General features: G+C 72.2%; 12 protein-coding genes and 2 riboswitches. Of the genes, 3 read left to right on the top strand and 9 right to left on the bottom strand.

Features of this window, described 5'->3' with window-relative positions:
* Positions 1-19 precede the first annotated feature (19 nt).
* From yaaA to ABD798_RS29610, 3 genes are all read left to right on the top strand, one after another.
* Complete coding sequence (gene yaaA, locus ABD798_RS29600; RefSeq protein WP_344881963.1) at positions 20-760, top strand: peroxide stress protein YaaA; 741 nt, start codon at positions 20-22, stop codon at positions 758-760.
* A 110-nt stretch (positions 761-870) separates the two neighbouring features.
* Positions 871-1611, top strand: coding sequence for a serine protein kinase RIO (locus ABD798_RS29605; protein ID WP_425549290.1), 741 nt, complete (start codon positions 871-873; stop codon positions 1609-1611).
* Positions 1612-1930: 319 nt separating this feature from the next.
* Entirely contained in the window at positions 1931-3808 is a 1878-nt protein-coding gene (locus ABD798_RS29610) for a DEAD/DEAH box helicase (RefSeq protein WP_344881965.1), read from the top strand.
* Positions 3809-3896: 88 nt separating this feature from the next.
* On the opposite strand, the gene cobA is transcribed toward ABD798_RS29610, so the two are convergent.
* From cobA to ABD798_RS29655, 9 genes are all read right to left on the bottom strand, one after another.
* Entirely contained in the window at positions 3897-5102 is a 1206-nt protein-coding gene (cobA, locus tag ABD798_RS29615) for a uroporphyrinogen-III C-methyltransferase (RefSeq protein WP_344881968.1), read from the bottom strand.
* A gap of 55 nt (positions 5103-5157) precedes the next feature.
* Entirely contained in the window at positions 5158-6237 is a 1080-nt protein-coding gene (locus ABD798_RS29620) for a HoxN/HupN/NixA family nickel/cobalt transporter (protein WP_344881971.1), read from the bottom strand.
* Between the two features lie 52 nt (positions 6238-6289).
* A riboswitch (cobalamin riboswitch) is annotated at positions 6290-6405 on the bottom strand.
* A 585-nt stretch (positions 6406-6990) separates the two neighbouring features.
* On the bottom strand, positions 6991-8694 hold the full coding sequence (locus ABD798_RS29625) for a cobalamin biosynthesis protein (RefSeq protein ID WP_344881974.1): 1704 nt from the start codon (positions 8692-8694) through the stop codon (positions 6991-6993).
* A gap of 121 nt (positions 8695-8815) precedes the next feature.
* Positions 8816-10177, bottom strand: coding sequence for a precorrin-6y C5,15-methyltransferase (decarboxylating) subunit CbiE (gene cbiE / locus ABD798_RS29630; RefSeq protein WP_344881977.1), 1362 nt, complete (start codon positions 10175-10177; stop codon positions 8816-8818).
* A gap of 183 nt (positions 10178-10360) precedes the next feature.
* Positions 10361-11545 (bottom strand): cobalt-precorrin-4/precorrin-4 C(11)-methyltransferase, encoded by a 1185-nt coding sequence (locus ABD798_RS29635; protein ID WP_344881980.1) that lies wholly within the window; start codon positions 11543-11545, stop codon positions 10361-10363.
* Between the two features lie 127 nt (positions 11546-11672).
* Positions 11673-12290 (bottom strand): GNAT family N-acetyltransferase, encoded by a 618-nt coding sequence (locus ABD798_RS29640; protein WP_344881983.1) that lies wholly within the window; start codon positions 12288-12290, stop codon positions 11673-11675.
* Between the two features lie 13 nt (positions 12291-12303).
* Entirely contained in the window at positions 12304-13656 is a 1353-nt protein-coding gene (locus ABD798_RS29645; protein WP_344881986.1) for a cobyrinic acid a,c-diamide synthase CobB, read from the bottom strand.
* Between the two features lie 328 nt (positions 13657-13984).
* Positions 13985-14599, bottom strand: coding sequence for a cob(I)yrinic acid a,c-diamide adenosyltransferase (gene cobO / locus ABD798_RS29650; protein WP_344881989.1), 615 nt, complete (start codon positions 14597-14599; stop codon positions 13985-13987).
* A 25-nt stretch (positions 14600-14624) separates the two neighbouring features.
* Entirely contained in the window at positions 14625-16595 is a 1971-nt protein-coding gene (locus ABD798_RS29655) for a putative cobaltochelatase (protein ID WP_344881992.1), read from the bottom strand.
* Between the two features lie 77 nt (positions 16596-16672).
* A riboswitch (cobalamin riboswitch) is annotated at positions 16673-16740 on the bottom strand.
* Positions 16741-16746: the final 6 nt, after the last annotated feature.

Consider the following 16746-nt stretch of genomic DNA (forward strand, 5'->3'; position numbering starts at 1 on the left):
GGGGTTCTAGGCTCTGCGGGTGCTCGTGCTGCTGCCGCCGTCGGAGACGAAGGCCCTTGGCGGGTTCGGCCCGCCTCTCGATCTGGACGCGCTGTCCTTCCCCGCACTGACCCCCGTGCGCCGCAAACTGGTCGACGCGCTCGTCGACCTCGCGGCGGACCCGGTGGCCAGCATGGCGGCGCTCGGGATCTCCGAACGCCAGCTCGACGAGGTCGGGCACAACGCGGCGCTGCTCACCGCGCCGACGATGCTCGCGCTCACCCGCTACACCGGTGTCCTCTACGACGCGCTCGCCATCGGCACGCTCACCAAGGCCGAGCGCGCCCGCGCGGACTCGCGCCTGGCCGTGGCCTCGGCGCTGTTCGGGCTCGTGCGCGGGAACGACCGGATCCCGCACTACCGGCTCTCCGCGGGCAGCACGCTCGCCGCAACAGGTCCCTTGCGCGCCATGTGGAAACCGGTGCTCGAACCCGCACTGTCCGAAGTGGACGGTCTCGTGGTCGATCTCCGCTCCGGCTCCTACGCCGGGCTGGCCAAGGTCGCGGGCGCGGTGACCGTGCGCGTGGTCACCGACGACGGCACCGGGCGCCGCAAGACGGTCAGCCACTTCAACAAGGCGCACAAGGGCCGCCTCGCTCGCGTGCTCGGCTCCGCGCGCAAGGAAGCGTCCTCCCTCAAGGACGTCATCAAGATCGCCGCGGCGGCCGGGCTCAGCCTGGAGGTCACCGGCGAGACCGAGCTGGAGCTGCTCACCGACTAACTCGATTGCACGCGCGGGCGCCGTCGGCGATCCTGGCGCTCCCTACGAAACGAGGAGGTGCGACATGAACTTCGCAGCCATGTCCGTCCTTTCCCGTAGGAGCGCACACCGTGCCATCGCACGCCCTCCCCGCCTGGCTGATCACTGACGACTCGGCAGTCGATCACGAGCTCGGGGTCCTCAAGACCGGCAAGGAAGCCGACGTCCACCTCATCGAGCGCTCGATCCCCGGTTCCGGGGCGAGCTGCCTGCTGGCGGCCAAGCGCTACCGGAGCTCCGAGCACCGGATGTTCCACCGCGACTCCGGCTACCTCGAAGGCCGCAAGACCCACAGGTCCCGCGACACCCGCGCCATCGCCAACCGCACGCGCTACGGCCGCGACGTCATCTCGCAGCAGTGGGCGAAAGCGGAGTTCACCGCGCTGACCCGGCTGTGGACGGCGGGAGTTCCCGTTCCCTACCCCGTGGAGCACCGGGGCACGGAGCTGCTGCTGGAGTTCGTCGGCGAACCCGACGGCTCGGCCGCACCGAGGCTCGCGCAGCTGCGGCCGGAGCCCGACGCCCTGCGCGCGCTGTGGTTCCAGCTCGTCGACGCGATGCTGCTGATGGCCGCCGAGGGCCTCACCCACGGCGACCTCTCCCCGTTCAACCTGCTCGTGCACGCGGACCGGCTCGTGGTGATCGACCTGCCCCAGGTCGTGGACCTCGTCGCCAATCCGCAGAGCGAGCAGTTCCTCCGGCGCGACGTGCGCACCACGTGCGCGTGGTTCCTCGCTCGCGGGCTGCCCGAGGACGTGGCCGACGCGGACTGGCTGGAGGAGCTGCTGCGCCGCGAGGCCAGGCTGCTCTAGGCGGGTGCTCCAACTCACCCCGTTCTTGTCGCAGGCCGGGAGACACACCGCTGACCTGCGCGAATAGTTGATCATGAGCCCCGTCGCGGGAAACGGTTTTCCGCGACGGGGCGCACGGGGGCCGGGCCGATCCGGCGACCAGCTACACTGGGGAACGCACCACGTCAGTCGCGCGAAGATCGCGTCTGCCGGCCCGGTCGGCCGGTGGTGCTCCTGACCACTCAACGGCGCACAAAGCGCCGGGCCCGTCCTTGTGACCGTCTCGCGATCTGAATCGATCGGCGGGAGTCCCCGAGACGTGCCACGTCTCGGAGGATCTGTGTCCATCGTTTCACCTGCCCGGACCGAGCACGCCCAGCGCAAGCCTCGCCACCGGGTGACCAGCCCTGCCGCCGTCGAGGCGCAGGACGTTCCGGAGACCGCCGACGTCGCCGACGTCGAAAGCCCGGAGACCAAGACCTTCGCCGAGCTGGGCCTGCCCGAGGTGCTCGTCGAGCGCCTCGCCAAGCGCGGCATCGTCGACGCGTTCCCGATCCAGGCCGCCACGCTGCCGGACTCCCTCGCCGGGCGCGACCTGCTCGGCCGCGGCCAGACCGGCTCCGGCAAGACCCTGGCCTTCGGCCTGCCGATGCTCGTCGCCCTCTCCCAGGGCCGCACCAAGCCGCTGCAGCCGCGCGGCCTGGTCCTGGTGCCCACCCGTGAGCTGGCCATGCAGGTCCGCGACTCGCTCGGTGATCTGGCGGAGGGCCTCGGCCTGCGCTGCAACATCGTCGTCGGCGGCACCTCGTTCCCGAAGCAGGTCGCGGCGCTGCGGCGCGGGGTCGACCTGCTGATCGCCACCCCCGGCCGCCTCAGCGACCACATCCGCCAGGGCACCTGCTCGCTGGCGGAGGTCCAGGTCACCGCGCTGGACGAGGCCGACCAGATGGCCGACATGGGCTTCCTGCCCCAGGTCCGCGAGCTGCTGGACCAGGTCGCGCCCAACGGCCAGACGCTGCTGTTCTCCGCCACCCTCGACGGCGACGTCGACCAGCTGGTGCGGCGCTACCTGACCGACCCGGTGACCCACTCGACCGCGCCGCCCTCGGCGAGCGTGTCCACGATGGACCACCACGTGCTGCTGATGAGCAACGACGACAAGCTCGACGTCGTCGCCGAGGTGGGCGCCCGCGAGGGCAGGACCATCATGTTCGTCCGCACCAAGCACGGCGTTGACCGGCTGACCAAGAAGCTGCGCTCCGTCGGCGTGAAGGCCGGCGGCCTGCACGGCGGCAAGACCCAGGGCGCGCGCACCCGCACCCTCGGCGACTTCCGCGACGGCGTCACCACCTGCCTGGTGGCGACCAACGTCGCCGCCCGCGGCATCCACGTCGACGACGTGAGCCTGGTCGTGCACGTCGACCCGCCGCTGGACCCGAAGGACTACCTGCACCGCGCGGGTCGCACCGCGCGCGCGGGCCAGGCCGGTGTCGTCGTCACGCTGGCGCTGCAGGCGCAGCGCCGCTCCGTGCAGGCGATGACCTCCAAGGCGGGCGTGCAGCCGACCATCACCCGGGTCCGCCCGGGCTGGACCGAGCTGAACGAGATCACCGGCGCGCAGAGGCCCAGCGGCATCGAACTGCCGGACGAGGCCGTTCGCCCCGAGCGTCGCCCGGCCCGCGCCGGTGGTGGCGAGCGCGGTGGCCGCTTCGGCCGTCGCCCCGCCCGTGACGGCGACCGCCCGCGCGGTTTCCGCCGCGACGACCGTGGTGACCGTGGCGGTTTCCGCGGCGAGGACGGTGGCGACCGTGGCTTCCGCCGCGACGACAACCGTGGCGAGGACCGTGGTGTCCGTCGCGAGGACCGTGGCGGTTTCCGCTCCGACGACCGTGGTGGCGAGCGCGGCGGCTTCCGCCGGGACGACCGCGGTGGTGACCGTGGGGGCTTCCGCTCCGACGACCGTGGCGGCGAGCGCGGTGGCGACCGTGGCGGTTTCCGCCGGGACGAGCGCGGTTTCCGGGGCAACGACGACCGCCCGGCCCGCAGCGGCTTCCGCTCCGACGACCGCCCGAGCGGGCGCGCTCCGCGTGAAGAGTGGCGCCGCCCCGAGCGCGCCGCCGGTCCTCGCGACGACCGCGGCCACCAGGGTGGTGACCGCGCCGCCCGTCAGAACCGTGGCACCGGGGGCCGTCAGCGCTTCAACTCCCCCACCCACTAGCACCTGAGCTCCACCAACGGGAAACCCCCGCCCCCACACTCAGCGTGGGGCGCGGGGGTTTCGCGCGTTCTCGGGGTTCGGTGCGGGCTCAGGGGGCTACAGCGGTCACTTCGCCGACGACGATGATCGCGGGCGGGCGGATCGCCTCGGTGGTGATCGTGGCGCCGAGCTTGTCCAGCGTCGTGCGCACCACTCGCTGAGCGCGCGTGGTGCCCTCCTGGATCACCGCTACGGGCGTTGTGGCGGGGCGGCCGTGCTCGATCAGCGTGCTCGCGAAGACGTCCGCGCGCTCGACGGCCATCATCAGCACCAGGGTGCCGCGCAGCTTCGCCAGCGCGGGCCAGTCCACAAGGGACCGTTCGTCGGTCGGGCTCACATGTCCTGACACCACAACGACTTCGTGCGCGACACCGCGATGGGTCACCGGCACGCCTGCGACGGCGGGCACCCCGAAAGCACTCGTGACGCCCGGGACAACGGTCACCGGGACGTCGGCCTCGGCGCAGGCGAGCAGTTCCTCGAAGCCCCTGCCGAAGACGTAGGGGTCACCGCCTTTGAGGCGCACCACGAACTTCCCGGCCTTCGCGTGCTCGATCAGCGTCGAGTTGATCACGTCCTGGCTGGCCGCGCGGCCGTACGGGATCTTCGACGCGTCGACGACGAGCACGTGCGGCGCGAGCTCCTCCAGCAGCTCGCGCGGGGCGAGCCGGTCGGCCACCACGACATCGGCCTGCGCCAGCAAACGCCTGCCGCGCACCGTGATCAGCTCGGGGTCGCCAGGCCCACCACCGACGAGCGCCACGCCGGGCAGAGCAGGCGAAGCGGCGTCGCTGACCACGCCCGAGCGCAGCGAGTCGACCACGGCGTTGCGCACGGCGGCGGAGCGCCGGTGCTCACCGCCAGCCAGAACGCCCAGCAGGAGCCCGTCGTGCGAGCCCACCGCAGGGGTCACGGCGGTGCCGAGGCGGGCGATGTCGGCGCGCACGCAGAACACGCGCTTCTGTTCAGCCTCAACGGTGATCGCCTCGTTCACGGCCGTGTCGTCGGTGCACGCGACCGCGTACCAGGCGCCGTCGAGATCGCCGTCCGCGTAGGTGCGGCGGGTCCAGGTGAACTCCCCCGCCGTCGCCATCGCCTCCACGGCCGGGGTCGCCTCCGGCGAGATGACCTCGATGACCGCTCCCGAGGCGACCAGTCGCGGCAGTCGGCGCTGGGCGACCGTGCCCGCACCGACCACCACGACGCGCCGCCCGGCGAGGTCCAACCCGGCGAGGTAGTGCTGCTCAGCCCGCATGACCGCTAAGCATGCCGATCCGCGCCGCCGAACACACCCGGAGAGCGCTGTGAGATCACTCGCCCGCCGCGATCGCCGGGTGGCGTTCCTCGTAGCCGCGCGCCTTCCACCACAGCACCGCGCCACCCCACGCCAGCAGGAAGGTCGCCGCGATGCCGTAGCCCATGATCTCGAACTGCTCGGAGATCTCGCCGATCCCGGCCAGCCACGTCAGCCCGGCCTTCTCGGCGAGCAGCTGCGACACGTAGACCACCACCACGAAGCCCGCGATCGCCACGGTGATCGCGGTGGTGACCGTGTTGTAGAACAACGTCCGCACCGGGTTGCGGTAGGACCACGAGTAGGCCCGCGTCATCAGCAGCGAGTCCAGCGTGTCGAACGTGCTCATCCCCGCCGCGAAGATCAACGGCAGGCTCAGCACCGCGACCAGCGGGAGCTGACCGCCCGCCGCGTGGGTCGCGGTGAGGCCGAGCAGCGTGATCTCCGAGGCGGTGTCCAGGCCGAGCCCCATCAGGAAGCCGACCGGGTACATGTGCCAGGACGAGCGGATCAGCACGCGCAGCCGCCCGCCGAAGATCCGGTTGAACACACCGCGGTTCATCAGCACGCGCTCGACCTCGGCCTCGGCCATCTCGCCGCGCTTCAGCTTCCGCCAGAGCCCGCTCAGCGAGCGCAGCACGCCCGCGTTGAGCACGGCGACGAGCAGCAGGAACGAGATCGCCACGATCGTCGCGATGGTGCCGGTGACCTCCTGCACGCCCTCCACCTCGGACTCCGCGACGGTGCCCGCGGCGAGCGCGACGACCAGCGCGAGCACGAGGACGACCGAGGAGTGGCCCATCGCGAAGAAGAAGCCGACGCCCATGGGGCGCTTGCCGCGCAACAACATCAGCCGCGTGGTGTCGTCGATGGCGGCGATGTGGTCGGCGTCGAAGGCGTGCCGGACGCCGAGCACGTAGGCGATGGCGCCCGCCGAGGCGAGGATGCCGGAGCCGGGGAAGCTGTCGGCGTAGGCCAGGTACAGCCCGATGCCCACGACGTGCAGCACCACGATCGCGCCGATGATGCCGAAGAGCCTTCGCCGCTCCTGCGCGGTCCACGCGCCGCTGGGAGCCTGGGCGTCAAGGGACGTCATGAAAGGAACCTCCTGGGTGCCTCGCCCGAGGGGGAGTTCGCGCGAGCCACGGCGTGGCGCGCGACCACCAGGGAGTTCCTGACTCTCGGATCACCTCGACCCGATCACAGTGGCGGGACCGTCCCGGATTCGCACCGGGTTCCTCGCACTGGTGGCGCCCCGCATCGTGGGGGCGGGGGCGAGGCCGCGTCAATCCGGCCGGAGGGGGTTGAGCCCGGGCCGTGTCGGCCACGTGATCTTCGACGGAGGCCGGCGGGAGGCCCGCGGGCGGTCCGGAGAGGGCTCCGAGAAAAGAAACGGAATAGGAGCGAAATGAGCTTTGCCTGCCCCGGGCGGCGGGAGGGGCAGGCAAAGCGGGTCGGCGAACGTGAAACTCTTCCAGAAATCGACGAGGCCACGATCCCCGCCTCGACCGTACACTTCGTCGTCTCTTTCGCGGTCGCGATCTCAAGTTTCCGCAACCGCTCACACACGTTCAGCAGTGGTGCTCGACTCTGGTCGGCTCAGCCGGAAGACCGGGGCCGGGTGGTGCCGTTGACCGGGCCGTCACGCTCAACCCAACGGTGACGGAGGATCTCCCGTGGTCAACATTGCCGCGGCCGCGGATCTCGTCCTGGCCAGTGCTCGCAATTTCCACCTCCCACCTGGGACGTGTTACCTCGTCAAGACGGGCACATCAATGGCACACCCGAATGCCCTTGCGCGGCAAGGGCTTGAGCCACCTTTTCATCACAACGTGCTACCGGTTGCGCATCAATGCGCGGACGCGGGCGGAGTGACCATCCGGCCGCCGACCGCGCGGGTCCGCGAACTCCCGACGACGACCGTGGCGGAGGCCGGAACGGCTGCCGGGTCGAAGCCGGTGATCATCGCCACTTCGGCACCGGAACCGGCGCCGGCGCCTGGTCCGACGACGCCGACGGGGGTCCTCGGCGGGCGGTGCAGGCGCAGCAGGTCCAGCGCGGCGCCGAGCCGCCAGTCCGCGTTGTCCCGCAGGCAGACCACCACGTCGGCCTCGGCGACGGCGCGCACGCGCTGCTCGATCACCGGCCACGGCGTCGCGGAGTCGGCCAGGCTGATCACCGCGTGGTCGGCGCCGAGCGGAGCGCCCAGCGCGGCCGCTGCCGCCGACTCAGGGCTCACGCCGGGCACTCCGGCGATCTCGATCCGCGCGTCGGCCTGCTCCAGCGCGGGACCGATCAGCGCGCCGGAGCCGACCAGGGCCACGGAGAGCCCCGCGACGGCCAGGCGCACCGCTTCGGCCGCGCGCTGACGTTCGTCGCCGGGCACGCTCACCCGGACCTCCGTGCCCTGGCGCAGCAGGTGCCGGACGCGCTCCAAGTCGGCTTCGAGCCCGACGACCACGGCAGCGCGGCGCAGTTCGGCCTCGGCGCGGGGCACGCGGAGGTCCTCGGCGTCCGGACCGGCGTCGACGATGACCAGCCGACCGCGCGGGCGCACCCTGGCCGCGGCGACGGTTGCCTTGTCCCCCTTGAGCTTCGCCGCGACCAGCTCCACCGGAGAGCCGCACGCCAGCTCACCCGCGGCGTGCAGCGCGGCGGCTTCGGCGACGCTGGGCGTGCCCATCTCCGCGCGCACGTCCTCGCTCGGCGTCGGCACGTCGACCCCGGCGAGGGTCTCCGCCGGGTAGTGCAGCAGGTCGGGCGCGCTGTCCTGCCAGAAGCCGTGGTCGTCGACCGCGTCCACGATTCCCGGCTCGTCCGACTTGGCGTCGACCGTGGCGAAGGCGCGCACCGCTCGCAGGTCCAGCTCGGCGCGCTCCGCCAGCTCGGCCAGCAGGCCGGTCACCGCGCCCGCCGACACCCCGATGGACGAGCCGATCCCGATCACCAGGGTCCTGGGCACGAGGCGGAGGACCTTGCCCTCGACCGAGAGCAGCCGGTCGTCCACCACCACCGTCCACTGTGGACCACTCGGCGGCGGTTCTTCGTGCACCGTGACGTTGGAAGGCATGGCGGGCAAGGGAAAGCGCAGCGGATTGACCACGCGGACCGGCTCTCCGGCGAGCAGCGCGGCAGCGCAGTCGGCGAGTTCACCGTCCACAGTGGCCTCAAGCAGCTCGACCAGCTCGTCGAGGACCGTGGCGCCGACCGACTCCGCCGCCGTGGTGACGACCGGGCGGCAGCCGAGGAACTCGGCGACGCGGTCGGCCAGCGCGTTCGCCGCCGGGCCGCCGGTCAGCGCGACCGCGAAGCCGCTCTCCTCGTCGACGCAGACCACGGCCGGGTCGCCGTGCCGGTCGGTCAGCAGCGGCGCCACCATCCGCACCGTCGCCCCGGTGGACAGGAAGAACACGGCGGCGCCCAGTCGCGGCCACATCCGCCGCAGCGCGGGCTTCACCGCCCCTTCGACCACCGCGGCGTCCGCGCCCAGGTGTGCCGCAAGCTCCCCCGCGGAACGACGCCCCTGCGCCGTCACCGCAAACAACCCGATCACCCCGAAACCCTATCCCCGCTCCACATCCCCCATCCGGGGTCGTACCCAATGTGGCATTTGTTTCGCCAGACGTAACCAGTGCCACATTGGGTACTTCAGTCCGCGCTGAGGGGGTTGAGGGTCACGAGGTGGAACGGCGGCCCCAGAGGAGGAGGGTGGGGGTGGTGCCGACGAAGCGGCTGGCGCCGTCGGACATGGTGGCGAGGCGGTTGGCGGAGAGCTGGCAGCCGTCGACCACGTAGCCGGAGTGCCGCAGCGCGTCCCGGCACGCTCCGAGGCGGTCCAGGGCGGTGAGGGCGACGACGACGCGTTCGGCTCCGACGGCCGCGCACGCCGCGACGACCTCGGGACCTCCGCCGCCGACGAAGATCGCGTCGGGGCGGGGCAGGCCGACCAGCGCCGCCGGGGCCTCGTTCTCGACGATGCGCATGTCGACGCCGTGGGTCGCGGCGTTGGCGATGATGCGCATGCACTGCACGGGATTGGGCTCCACGGCGACGACAGCGGCTCCCAGGCGGGCGCACTCGATCGCCAGTGCCCCGGCACCGGAGCCGACGTCCCAGATGAGCGTGCCGGGGCGCGGGCCGAGCTTGGCGAGGGCGAGCGCGCGCACCTCGGCCTTGCTGACGGTGCCGTCGCGGTGGGCGAAGGCCTCTTCGGGCAGCGCCCACCCGGACGCGGGCGGGATCGGCTCTCCGCCCGCGCACCAGCCGCGCGGCGGGACGGCCTCGGGGTCGGCGAGGCAGAGCACGACGTTCGCCTCGCGCCAGCGGCGCTTGGCGGCCTTCGGCGGGTCCACCACGGAGATCCGCTCGTCCGGGGTGTCCATGTCCTCGGCGACGATCAGCGTGCGGCGCCAGCCGGTGAGGCCCGCGCCGATCTCCGCGGGACCGGCGACGGCGTCGGTCAGCACGGCGACGGCGGGCCGCGCGCGGCAGACGTTGAGCGCGCGCCGGAGATCGCGGCCGCGAGCGCTGACCACGAGCACGTCGTCCCACGAGCGGCCGAGCTTGGCCATCAGCCGCTGCACGCCGGTGACGCCGGGCAGGACCTTGGCGGTCCGCACCCCGCGCTCGCGCAGCCCCTGCATCACGCCGAAGAAGCCGGGGTCGCCGGAGGTGATCACGACGGCGGGGCCGTCCTGCTCGGAGAGCTCCTCCAGGTCGGTGAGCGCCTGGTCGAACTGGGCCGTTCCCGGTTCGCCGAGCGGGATCCGGCGGGCGCCGTGCGGGGCGTGCGCGTCCAGGTGCACGCGACCACCGAGCACGACCTTGGCCCCGGCGAGCACCTCGGTGGCGCCGCGCGGCAACCCCTGACCGTCGAGACCGACCACGCTCACCGAGATCGCGGCGGGTGTTCCGGAGCGCGGGCGCTCGTGGTTCGGCGACCGCTGCTGGAGCAGCTCGTGACCGACCGGTCCGGCCTCCGTTGTCTGGCGGCCTCGGCGGAACATCCCGCCGGAGCGGCCAACGCCCGTACGCACAGCTCGTCTCCACATCCCCGGGGCACGACCGGTGCGCTGGAACCAGGTGGGCGGGGCGCCCATGCCCACGGACACCCATCAGTTAGCCCATAGCCGGGCCCTCGGGCGCGCGCCGCGCCGGAGATTCACCCGTTCGACGGCAATGCAAACGTTCCGGCCGAGAGTCCTTTGTGGACGGTGTGCTCAGCCGGTCTTGGAGGAGCGCTTCGGCTTGCGCGGCGCGGTGCTCTTGCCCTTGGCGACCTTGGTGGGGGCCTTGGCCTTCTCGGTCTTCTCCGCCGTGTCCGCGACGGGCTTCTCCGCGGCGGGCTTGCGCTTGGGCTTGGCCTGTTCAGCCACCGCCGGGACCTCGGGGAGGTCGACGGGCAGCGTCACCTGGTCGGGGTGCTTGGTGGTCTTGCTGGCCGCGGCCACCCTGGTGGAGGTGCCGGTGAGCCGCGCGGTGCGGTAGCGGCGGGCGGTGCGGCTGGTCGTGCGGGTGGTCTCCTGCAGGTCGCGAACGGCCCACCACGCCACGTCGGAGCCGGGCTGCGCGGACTTGGCGGTGGACTCCGCCTCGCCCGGGATCAGCTGCGGCTCGACGGACTTCACCGCGCGCAGCGGGCGGCTGGTGCGGCGGTAGCCGGCCGCGGTGGAGGCGGGGGCGTAGGAGCGGGCGCCGCCGTTGCGCAGCGCCTTGCCGACGAGGAAGAGCGTGTGCCGCCAGAGCTTGTGCTGCTTGACCACGCGCTCCAGCTCGCCGACGGTGGTCTGCACGGTCAGCTCGTCCGGCCAGGTGGTCTTGTAGGCGACGACGACGGGGGTGTCCTCGGCGTAGCCGCCCTCGATCAGCTCCTCGGCCAACTGGCCCGCACGGGCCCCCGGCAGCGAGATCGCCATCGTGGTGCCGTGCCGGGCGAACGCGCGGATGCGCTCGGCGTCCGGCAGGTCGGAGTTGCTGCCCTCGACCCTCGTCATGATCATCGACTGGGCGTTCTCGGTGGCCGTGAGCTCCTTGCCGACGGTCGCGGCGGCGGCGGAGTAGGTGGAGACGCCGGGGACGATCTCCACGTCGAGGCCGAACTTGCGGCAGATGTCGTGCTGCTCCTGCACGGAGCCCCACAGCGCGGTGTCCCCGGGGTGCAGGCGGACGACCTTGAGCCGCTTGACGATCGCGCGCCGGTAGATCTCCAGGACCTCGTCCTGGCCGACCAGGGTGAAGTCGACCAGCTCGGCCTCTGCGGAGGCGTGCTCGCGGACGCAGTCGGCGTCCAGCACGCTCGGCGCCCACAGAACGACGTCGGCCTCGGCGATCCGTCGCGCCGCGCGCAGCGTCAGCAGGTCCGCTGCGCCAGGCCCGGCGCCGATGAACGAAACTCGCCCGTTCACGGTTGCTCCCCTCGGCCGCTCCTGCGACACGACAGTCACGACATGACAAACAGTGGTCGCGAAGACGGTACCGCCACGCGTGATCGGCTCACGAGCCCGGTCACGTTGGGCGCTGGAGCGGGCACAATCAGTCAAGATCGGCCGGAACGAGCGACCATGAAACAAGGTCGTGTTGGCGTCCCCGGTGCCGGTCGGCGTTGCGCAGCACACCCTCACGGGTGAACCCGGCCTTCTCCGCGACCCGCTGCGAGCCCGTGTTCCCGACCGCCGCGCGCAGTTCCACGCGGGCGAAGTCGAGTTCGCGCAGCGCCCACTCCGCGACCATCCTCGTGGCCTCCGTCATGAACCCCCGGCCCCGCGCGTGCGGAGCGGCCCAGTAACCGACCTCGGTCACGCGGTGCTCCCACCGCGTCCTGGTCAGGCCGATGGTGGCCAGGAAGCGGTCGGTCTCGGGGTCGCAGACCGCCCAGCTCTGGCCCTCGCCGGAGAGGCGCACGTGGTGGGACTGCTCGGCGCACCAGGTCAGCGCGGCGGCTTCGTCGTAGGGCTCGGGCAGCGGGATCCAGCGCAGGACCTCGTCGTCGACGCCCTCGGCCACGTCGGCGGCGTCGGTGACCCGGAAGGGCCGGAGCACCGTGCGCCGGGTGCGCAGGACGACCAGTGGGAGCACGCAGGCGACGTGCGCCAGCGCGAACGGGTCATCGGCGTCGATGCGCATCTGGGACGACGGGTCAACGTGCTCCACGCCGGACACCGTGTCACATCGCGCAGCGCTCCACGAAGCGCCGCACGGACTCCGGCGCCGCGGCGGGATGTGTGTGCAGGTAGGAGGCGTGGACCCCGCCGACCGCGAAACCCTCGCGAACGGGACGACCTTCGCGATCACGCCAGAACCACGCGGGCTGCGCTCCGGCTCCGGGAGTGATGCGGGTGCGGTGGAACTCGTGCCCGGTCCGGCGTTCTCCGAGCGCCCCGACCGGCGAGTCCGTCGCGGCGACGGCGTCGCGGTAGCCCAGCACGAGCCGCGAGGTCATCTCCGCCTCGGCGTCGAGCACTCCGCACATGGGCATGCCGTCCAGGGATCGCGCGAGGTAGAGCAGCCCGCCGCACTCCGCGTGCACGGGTCTTCCGAGGTCCGCGACTTCCTTGCGCAGCACCGTGTTCGCGCTCAGCTCGGCGGCGTGCTGCTCCGGGAAGCCACCGGGCAGGAGCAGTCCGGCCGTGCGCTCCGGCAGGTGCTCGTCGCGCAGCGGGTCGAAGGGGACGACCTCCGCGCCCGCCGCTTCGAGGAGTTCGAGGTGCTCCGCGTAGCCGAAGGTGAACGCCCGCCCACCCGCCACCGCGACGACGGGCCGACCTGCCACCGGATTGTCCACAGTGGACTTCCACGGCGTGGTTCCCCTCCGTGGAGCCGATCGCGCGAGGCGGACGACGGCTTCGAGGTCCACCGACTCCGCGACCAGGTCCCCCATCGCGGCGACCGCGTCGAGCGCGGCGGCTCCGTGCTCGACGGCGGTGACCAGGCCGAGGTGGCGCGAGGGCACGTCGAGCTGTTGGCGGCGCGGGAGGCAGCCCACCACGTCCAGGCCGACCTCGTCGCACGCGTCGCGCAGAACCTGTTCGTGGTGCGGAGAACCGACGTTGTTCAGCAGCACTCCGGCCAGGCGGACCTCGGGGTCGAAGCCGCGGAACCCGTGCAGCAGCGCGGCGAGGCTACGGCCTTGACCGCGCGCGTCGACGACGAGCACCACCGGCGCGTCGAGCAGCTTCGCCACGTGCGCGGTCGAGCCGAAGCTCGGTGTGCCGGAGCGGCCGTCGAAGAGGCCCATCACGCCTTCGATCACCGCGATGTCGGCGTCCGCGGAGCCGTGTGCGAACAACGGCGCGATCCGCTCTTCGCCGACCAGGACGGGGTCGAGGTTGCGGCCTGGGCGGCCCGCCGCGATCGAGTGGTAGCCGGGGTCGATGTAGTCCGGCCCGACCTTGAAGGGCGCGACGCGGTGCCCCGCCCGGCGCAGCGCGCTGATCAGCCCGGTGGCCGCCGTGGTCTTCCCGCACCCCGAGCCCGGCGCGGCGAGCACCACCCGCGCCACCAGTTCCGCAGTCTTCAAGACCCCTCAACCCCCTTCGCACCGTCTTCAACCACCACAAACCTCGCGCCGCACAGGGTTCACCAGTCTTCAAGACCACCCAACCCCCGCCCACGCCGTCGTCAACCACCACAAACCCCGCATCCTGCCGCCACGGGTTTGCCAGTCTTCAAGTACACCGAACCCCCGCCCCGCGAGGTCTTTAACCACCGCGAACCCCGGTCCGCCGGTCTTCAAGACCACCAGACCCGCGCTCACCGCGAACCCTCGGTGTGCACGGACGTAGGGGGCGGTTGGAGACGCGCGCGGGCGGGGTTTGCGGTACTTGAAGACCGGAGAACCTCGGCGGTCACCACTCGATGCCCCGCTGGCCCTTCTGACCGGCGTCCATGGGGTGCTTCACCTTGGTCATCTCCACGACGAGGTCGGCGGCGTCGATCAGCGCCGCCGGAGCGTTGCGGCCGGTGATCACCACGTGCTGGTGGCCGGGGCGATCGGCGAGCGTCGCGACGACCTCGTCCACGGAGATCCACCCCCAGTGCAGCGGATAGGTGAACTCGTCGAGCACGTAGAGGTCGTGCTGCTGCTCGGCGATCCGGCGGGCGATCTCGCGCCAGCCCTCGCGCGCGGCATCGGCGTGGTCTTCCTCGGTGCCCTTCTTCCGCGACCAGGACCATCCCTCGCCCATCTTGTGCCACTCGACGGGACCGCCCTGGCCGGTGTTCGCGTGCAGCTCGCCGAGCGCGCGGAAAGCGGCCTCCTCGCCGACCTTCCACTTGGCGGACTTGACGAACTGGAAAACGCCGATGTCCCAGCCCTGGTTCCACCCGCGCAGCGCGAGCCCGAACGCGGCGGTGGACTTGCCCTTCATGACGCCGGTGTGCACCACCACGAGCGGCCGGTTCCTGCGCTGCCGAGTGGTCTTGCCATCGGCGGGCACGACCGAAGGTTGTCCTTGCGGCACTGTGTCTTCCCCTCTTGGGACTTCCTTATGCAGCACGGGCGGCGCGGACGACCCCGGCCACCTGCTCAGCGGACAGTTCGGCGAGCTGGAGGCAGGTTCCGCCCAGCGCGAGAGCGAGCCGGTCGGGCAGGCCGAGCCGGACAACGCCGTTCTCGCAGTCCACGACGACGCTCGCGACACCGTCGGCTTCGAGCAGCGCCGCCGCGCGCATCGCGTCGTGCAGCGCGTCGCCGCCCTGGCTCGCGGCGACGGTGGCGCGCCCATCGGTGACGAGCACCAGTAGCGGACGCCGACGCGGATCACGAAGTCGTTCTGCCGCAAGCAGTTTCCGCGCGGCGAGCAGCCCGTGGGCGAGGGGTGTGCGACCACCCGTGCGGAGCCTGCGCAGCCGCACCGCAGCAGCGTCCACAGAGGACGTTGGCGGCAGCGCGACCTCAGCTTCACGGCCACGGAAGGTGATCAGGCCGACCTTGTCGCGCCGCTGGTAGGCATCACGCAGCAGCGACAGCACTGCGCCGGTCACCGCGGACATCCGCGAGCGGGCGGCCATCGAGCCGGACGCGTCCACGGCGAACAGCACCAGGTTTCCCTCGCGGCCCTCACGAACCGCGCGGCGAAGATCGCCAGATCGGAGTTCGAGCCCGGAGCCGCTGCGTCCGCGCGCGTGCTGGTGCGGAGCGGCGGCTTGGACGGTCGCGGTCAGGTGCACGCCATGTCCGTCCACAGTGGAGGATCGGACGACGCGGCCGGAGGACGAGCGGGAACGGGAACGACGGCCCGGCGCGCCTTCGCCCAGCCCGGGGACCTGGAGCAAGCGCGGGCGGAACTGCTGCGCGGGTTTGGCGGGCGGCTGCTCACCACCACCGCCAGCACCTTGACCCGGTTGCTGTTCCTGAGGAGGCGCAGACGGCCCTTCACCTGGCGATGGAGAACCGGAGCCAGGGCCGTCGTCCTCTGGGGGCTCGGGAGCTTCGGCCTGCTCGGCGGCATCGCGAAGGGCCTGCTCCAGCTGCTCGGAGTCCAGGCCGGGCTCGTCGAAGGGGTCGCGGCGACGGCGGTGCGGCAGCGCGAGCCGGACGGCGACCTCCACATCGGCCGCGGTCACCGCATCCCCACCGCGCCACGCCGCGTGCGCAAGAGCCGCGCGAGCCACCACGAGGTCAGCCCGCATGCCGTCCACCTCGAACGCCGCGCACACCGCTGCGATGCGGCGGAGTTCGGAGTCGGGCAACGCGATGCTGGGCAGCGCGAGGCGTGCATCGACGATGCGCTCCGCCAGCTCGGCGTCGGCCTTTTCCCACTGCTGCGCGAAACCAGCGGGATCGGCCTCGTAGGCGAGGCGACGACGCACGACCTCGGTCCGCGTCTCGACGTCACGGGACGCGTTGACCTGCACGGTCAGGCCGAAGCGGTCGAGCAGCTGTGGCCGCAGCTCGCCCTCCTCGGGATTCATGGTGCCGACCAGCAGGAAGGACGACGCGTGCGAAACGGACACGCCGTCGCGCTCCACGTGCGCCCGCCCCATCGCGGCGGCGTCGAGCAGCAGGTCCACGAGGTGGTCGTGCAGCAGGTTGACCTCGTCGACGTAGAGCACGCCTCGGTGGGCCGCCGCGAGCAGGCCGGGCTGGTACGCGCGCACGCCCTCGGTCAGCGCGCGCTCCAGGTCGAGCGAGCCGACGAGGCGGTCCTCCGTGGCTCCGACGGGCAGCTCCACCAGGCTCGACGGCCTGACGACCGAGTCGGGCGAGTCGGGCGAGTGCGGGCCGTCCGGGCAGCCGGGGTCGGGGCGCTGCGGGTCACAGGCGAAGCGGCAGTCGCGCACGGCTTCCAAAGCAGGCAGCAGCGCCGCGAGCCCGCGCACGATGGTCGACTTGGCCGTGCCCTTCTCACCTCGGACGAGCACTCCGCCGATGCCCGGGTGCACCGCGTTGAGCAGCAGCCCCAGCCTCAGGTCCTCGTGCCCCACGACGGCGGAGAACGGATAGCGAGCGGTCACCAGCGCAGTTCCTTCCTCGGGTGTCCACGCCCGGGTAGGGGTCGGACGCGCGGGGGTGCGCGCCCGGCGAAGGGGGTGAGTTCCTGGCTCCCGGATCGCTCCGGTCACAGTGGCGGGACCGCGCCGGATTCGCACCGGCTTCCTCGCACTC

It is taken from the genome of Allokutzneria multivorans (genome assembly GCF_039537405.1).
In the GTDB taxonomy this organism is placed as follows: domain Bacteria; phylum Actinomycetota; class Actinomycetes; order Mycobacteriales; family Pseudonocardiaceae; genus Allokutzneria; species Allokutzneria multivorans.

Coding starts and splice junctions, on each gene's coding strand:
- cobA (WP_344881968.1), bottom strand. CDS start 5,102: ATGCGGGCTGAGCAGCACTACCTCGCCGGGTTGGACCTCGCCGGGCGG.
- ABD798_RS29620 (WP_344881971.1), bottom strand. CDS start 6,237: ATGACGTCCCTTGACGCCCAGGCTCCCAGCGGCGCGTGGACCGCGCAG.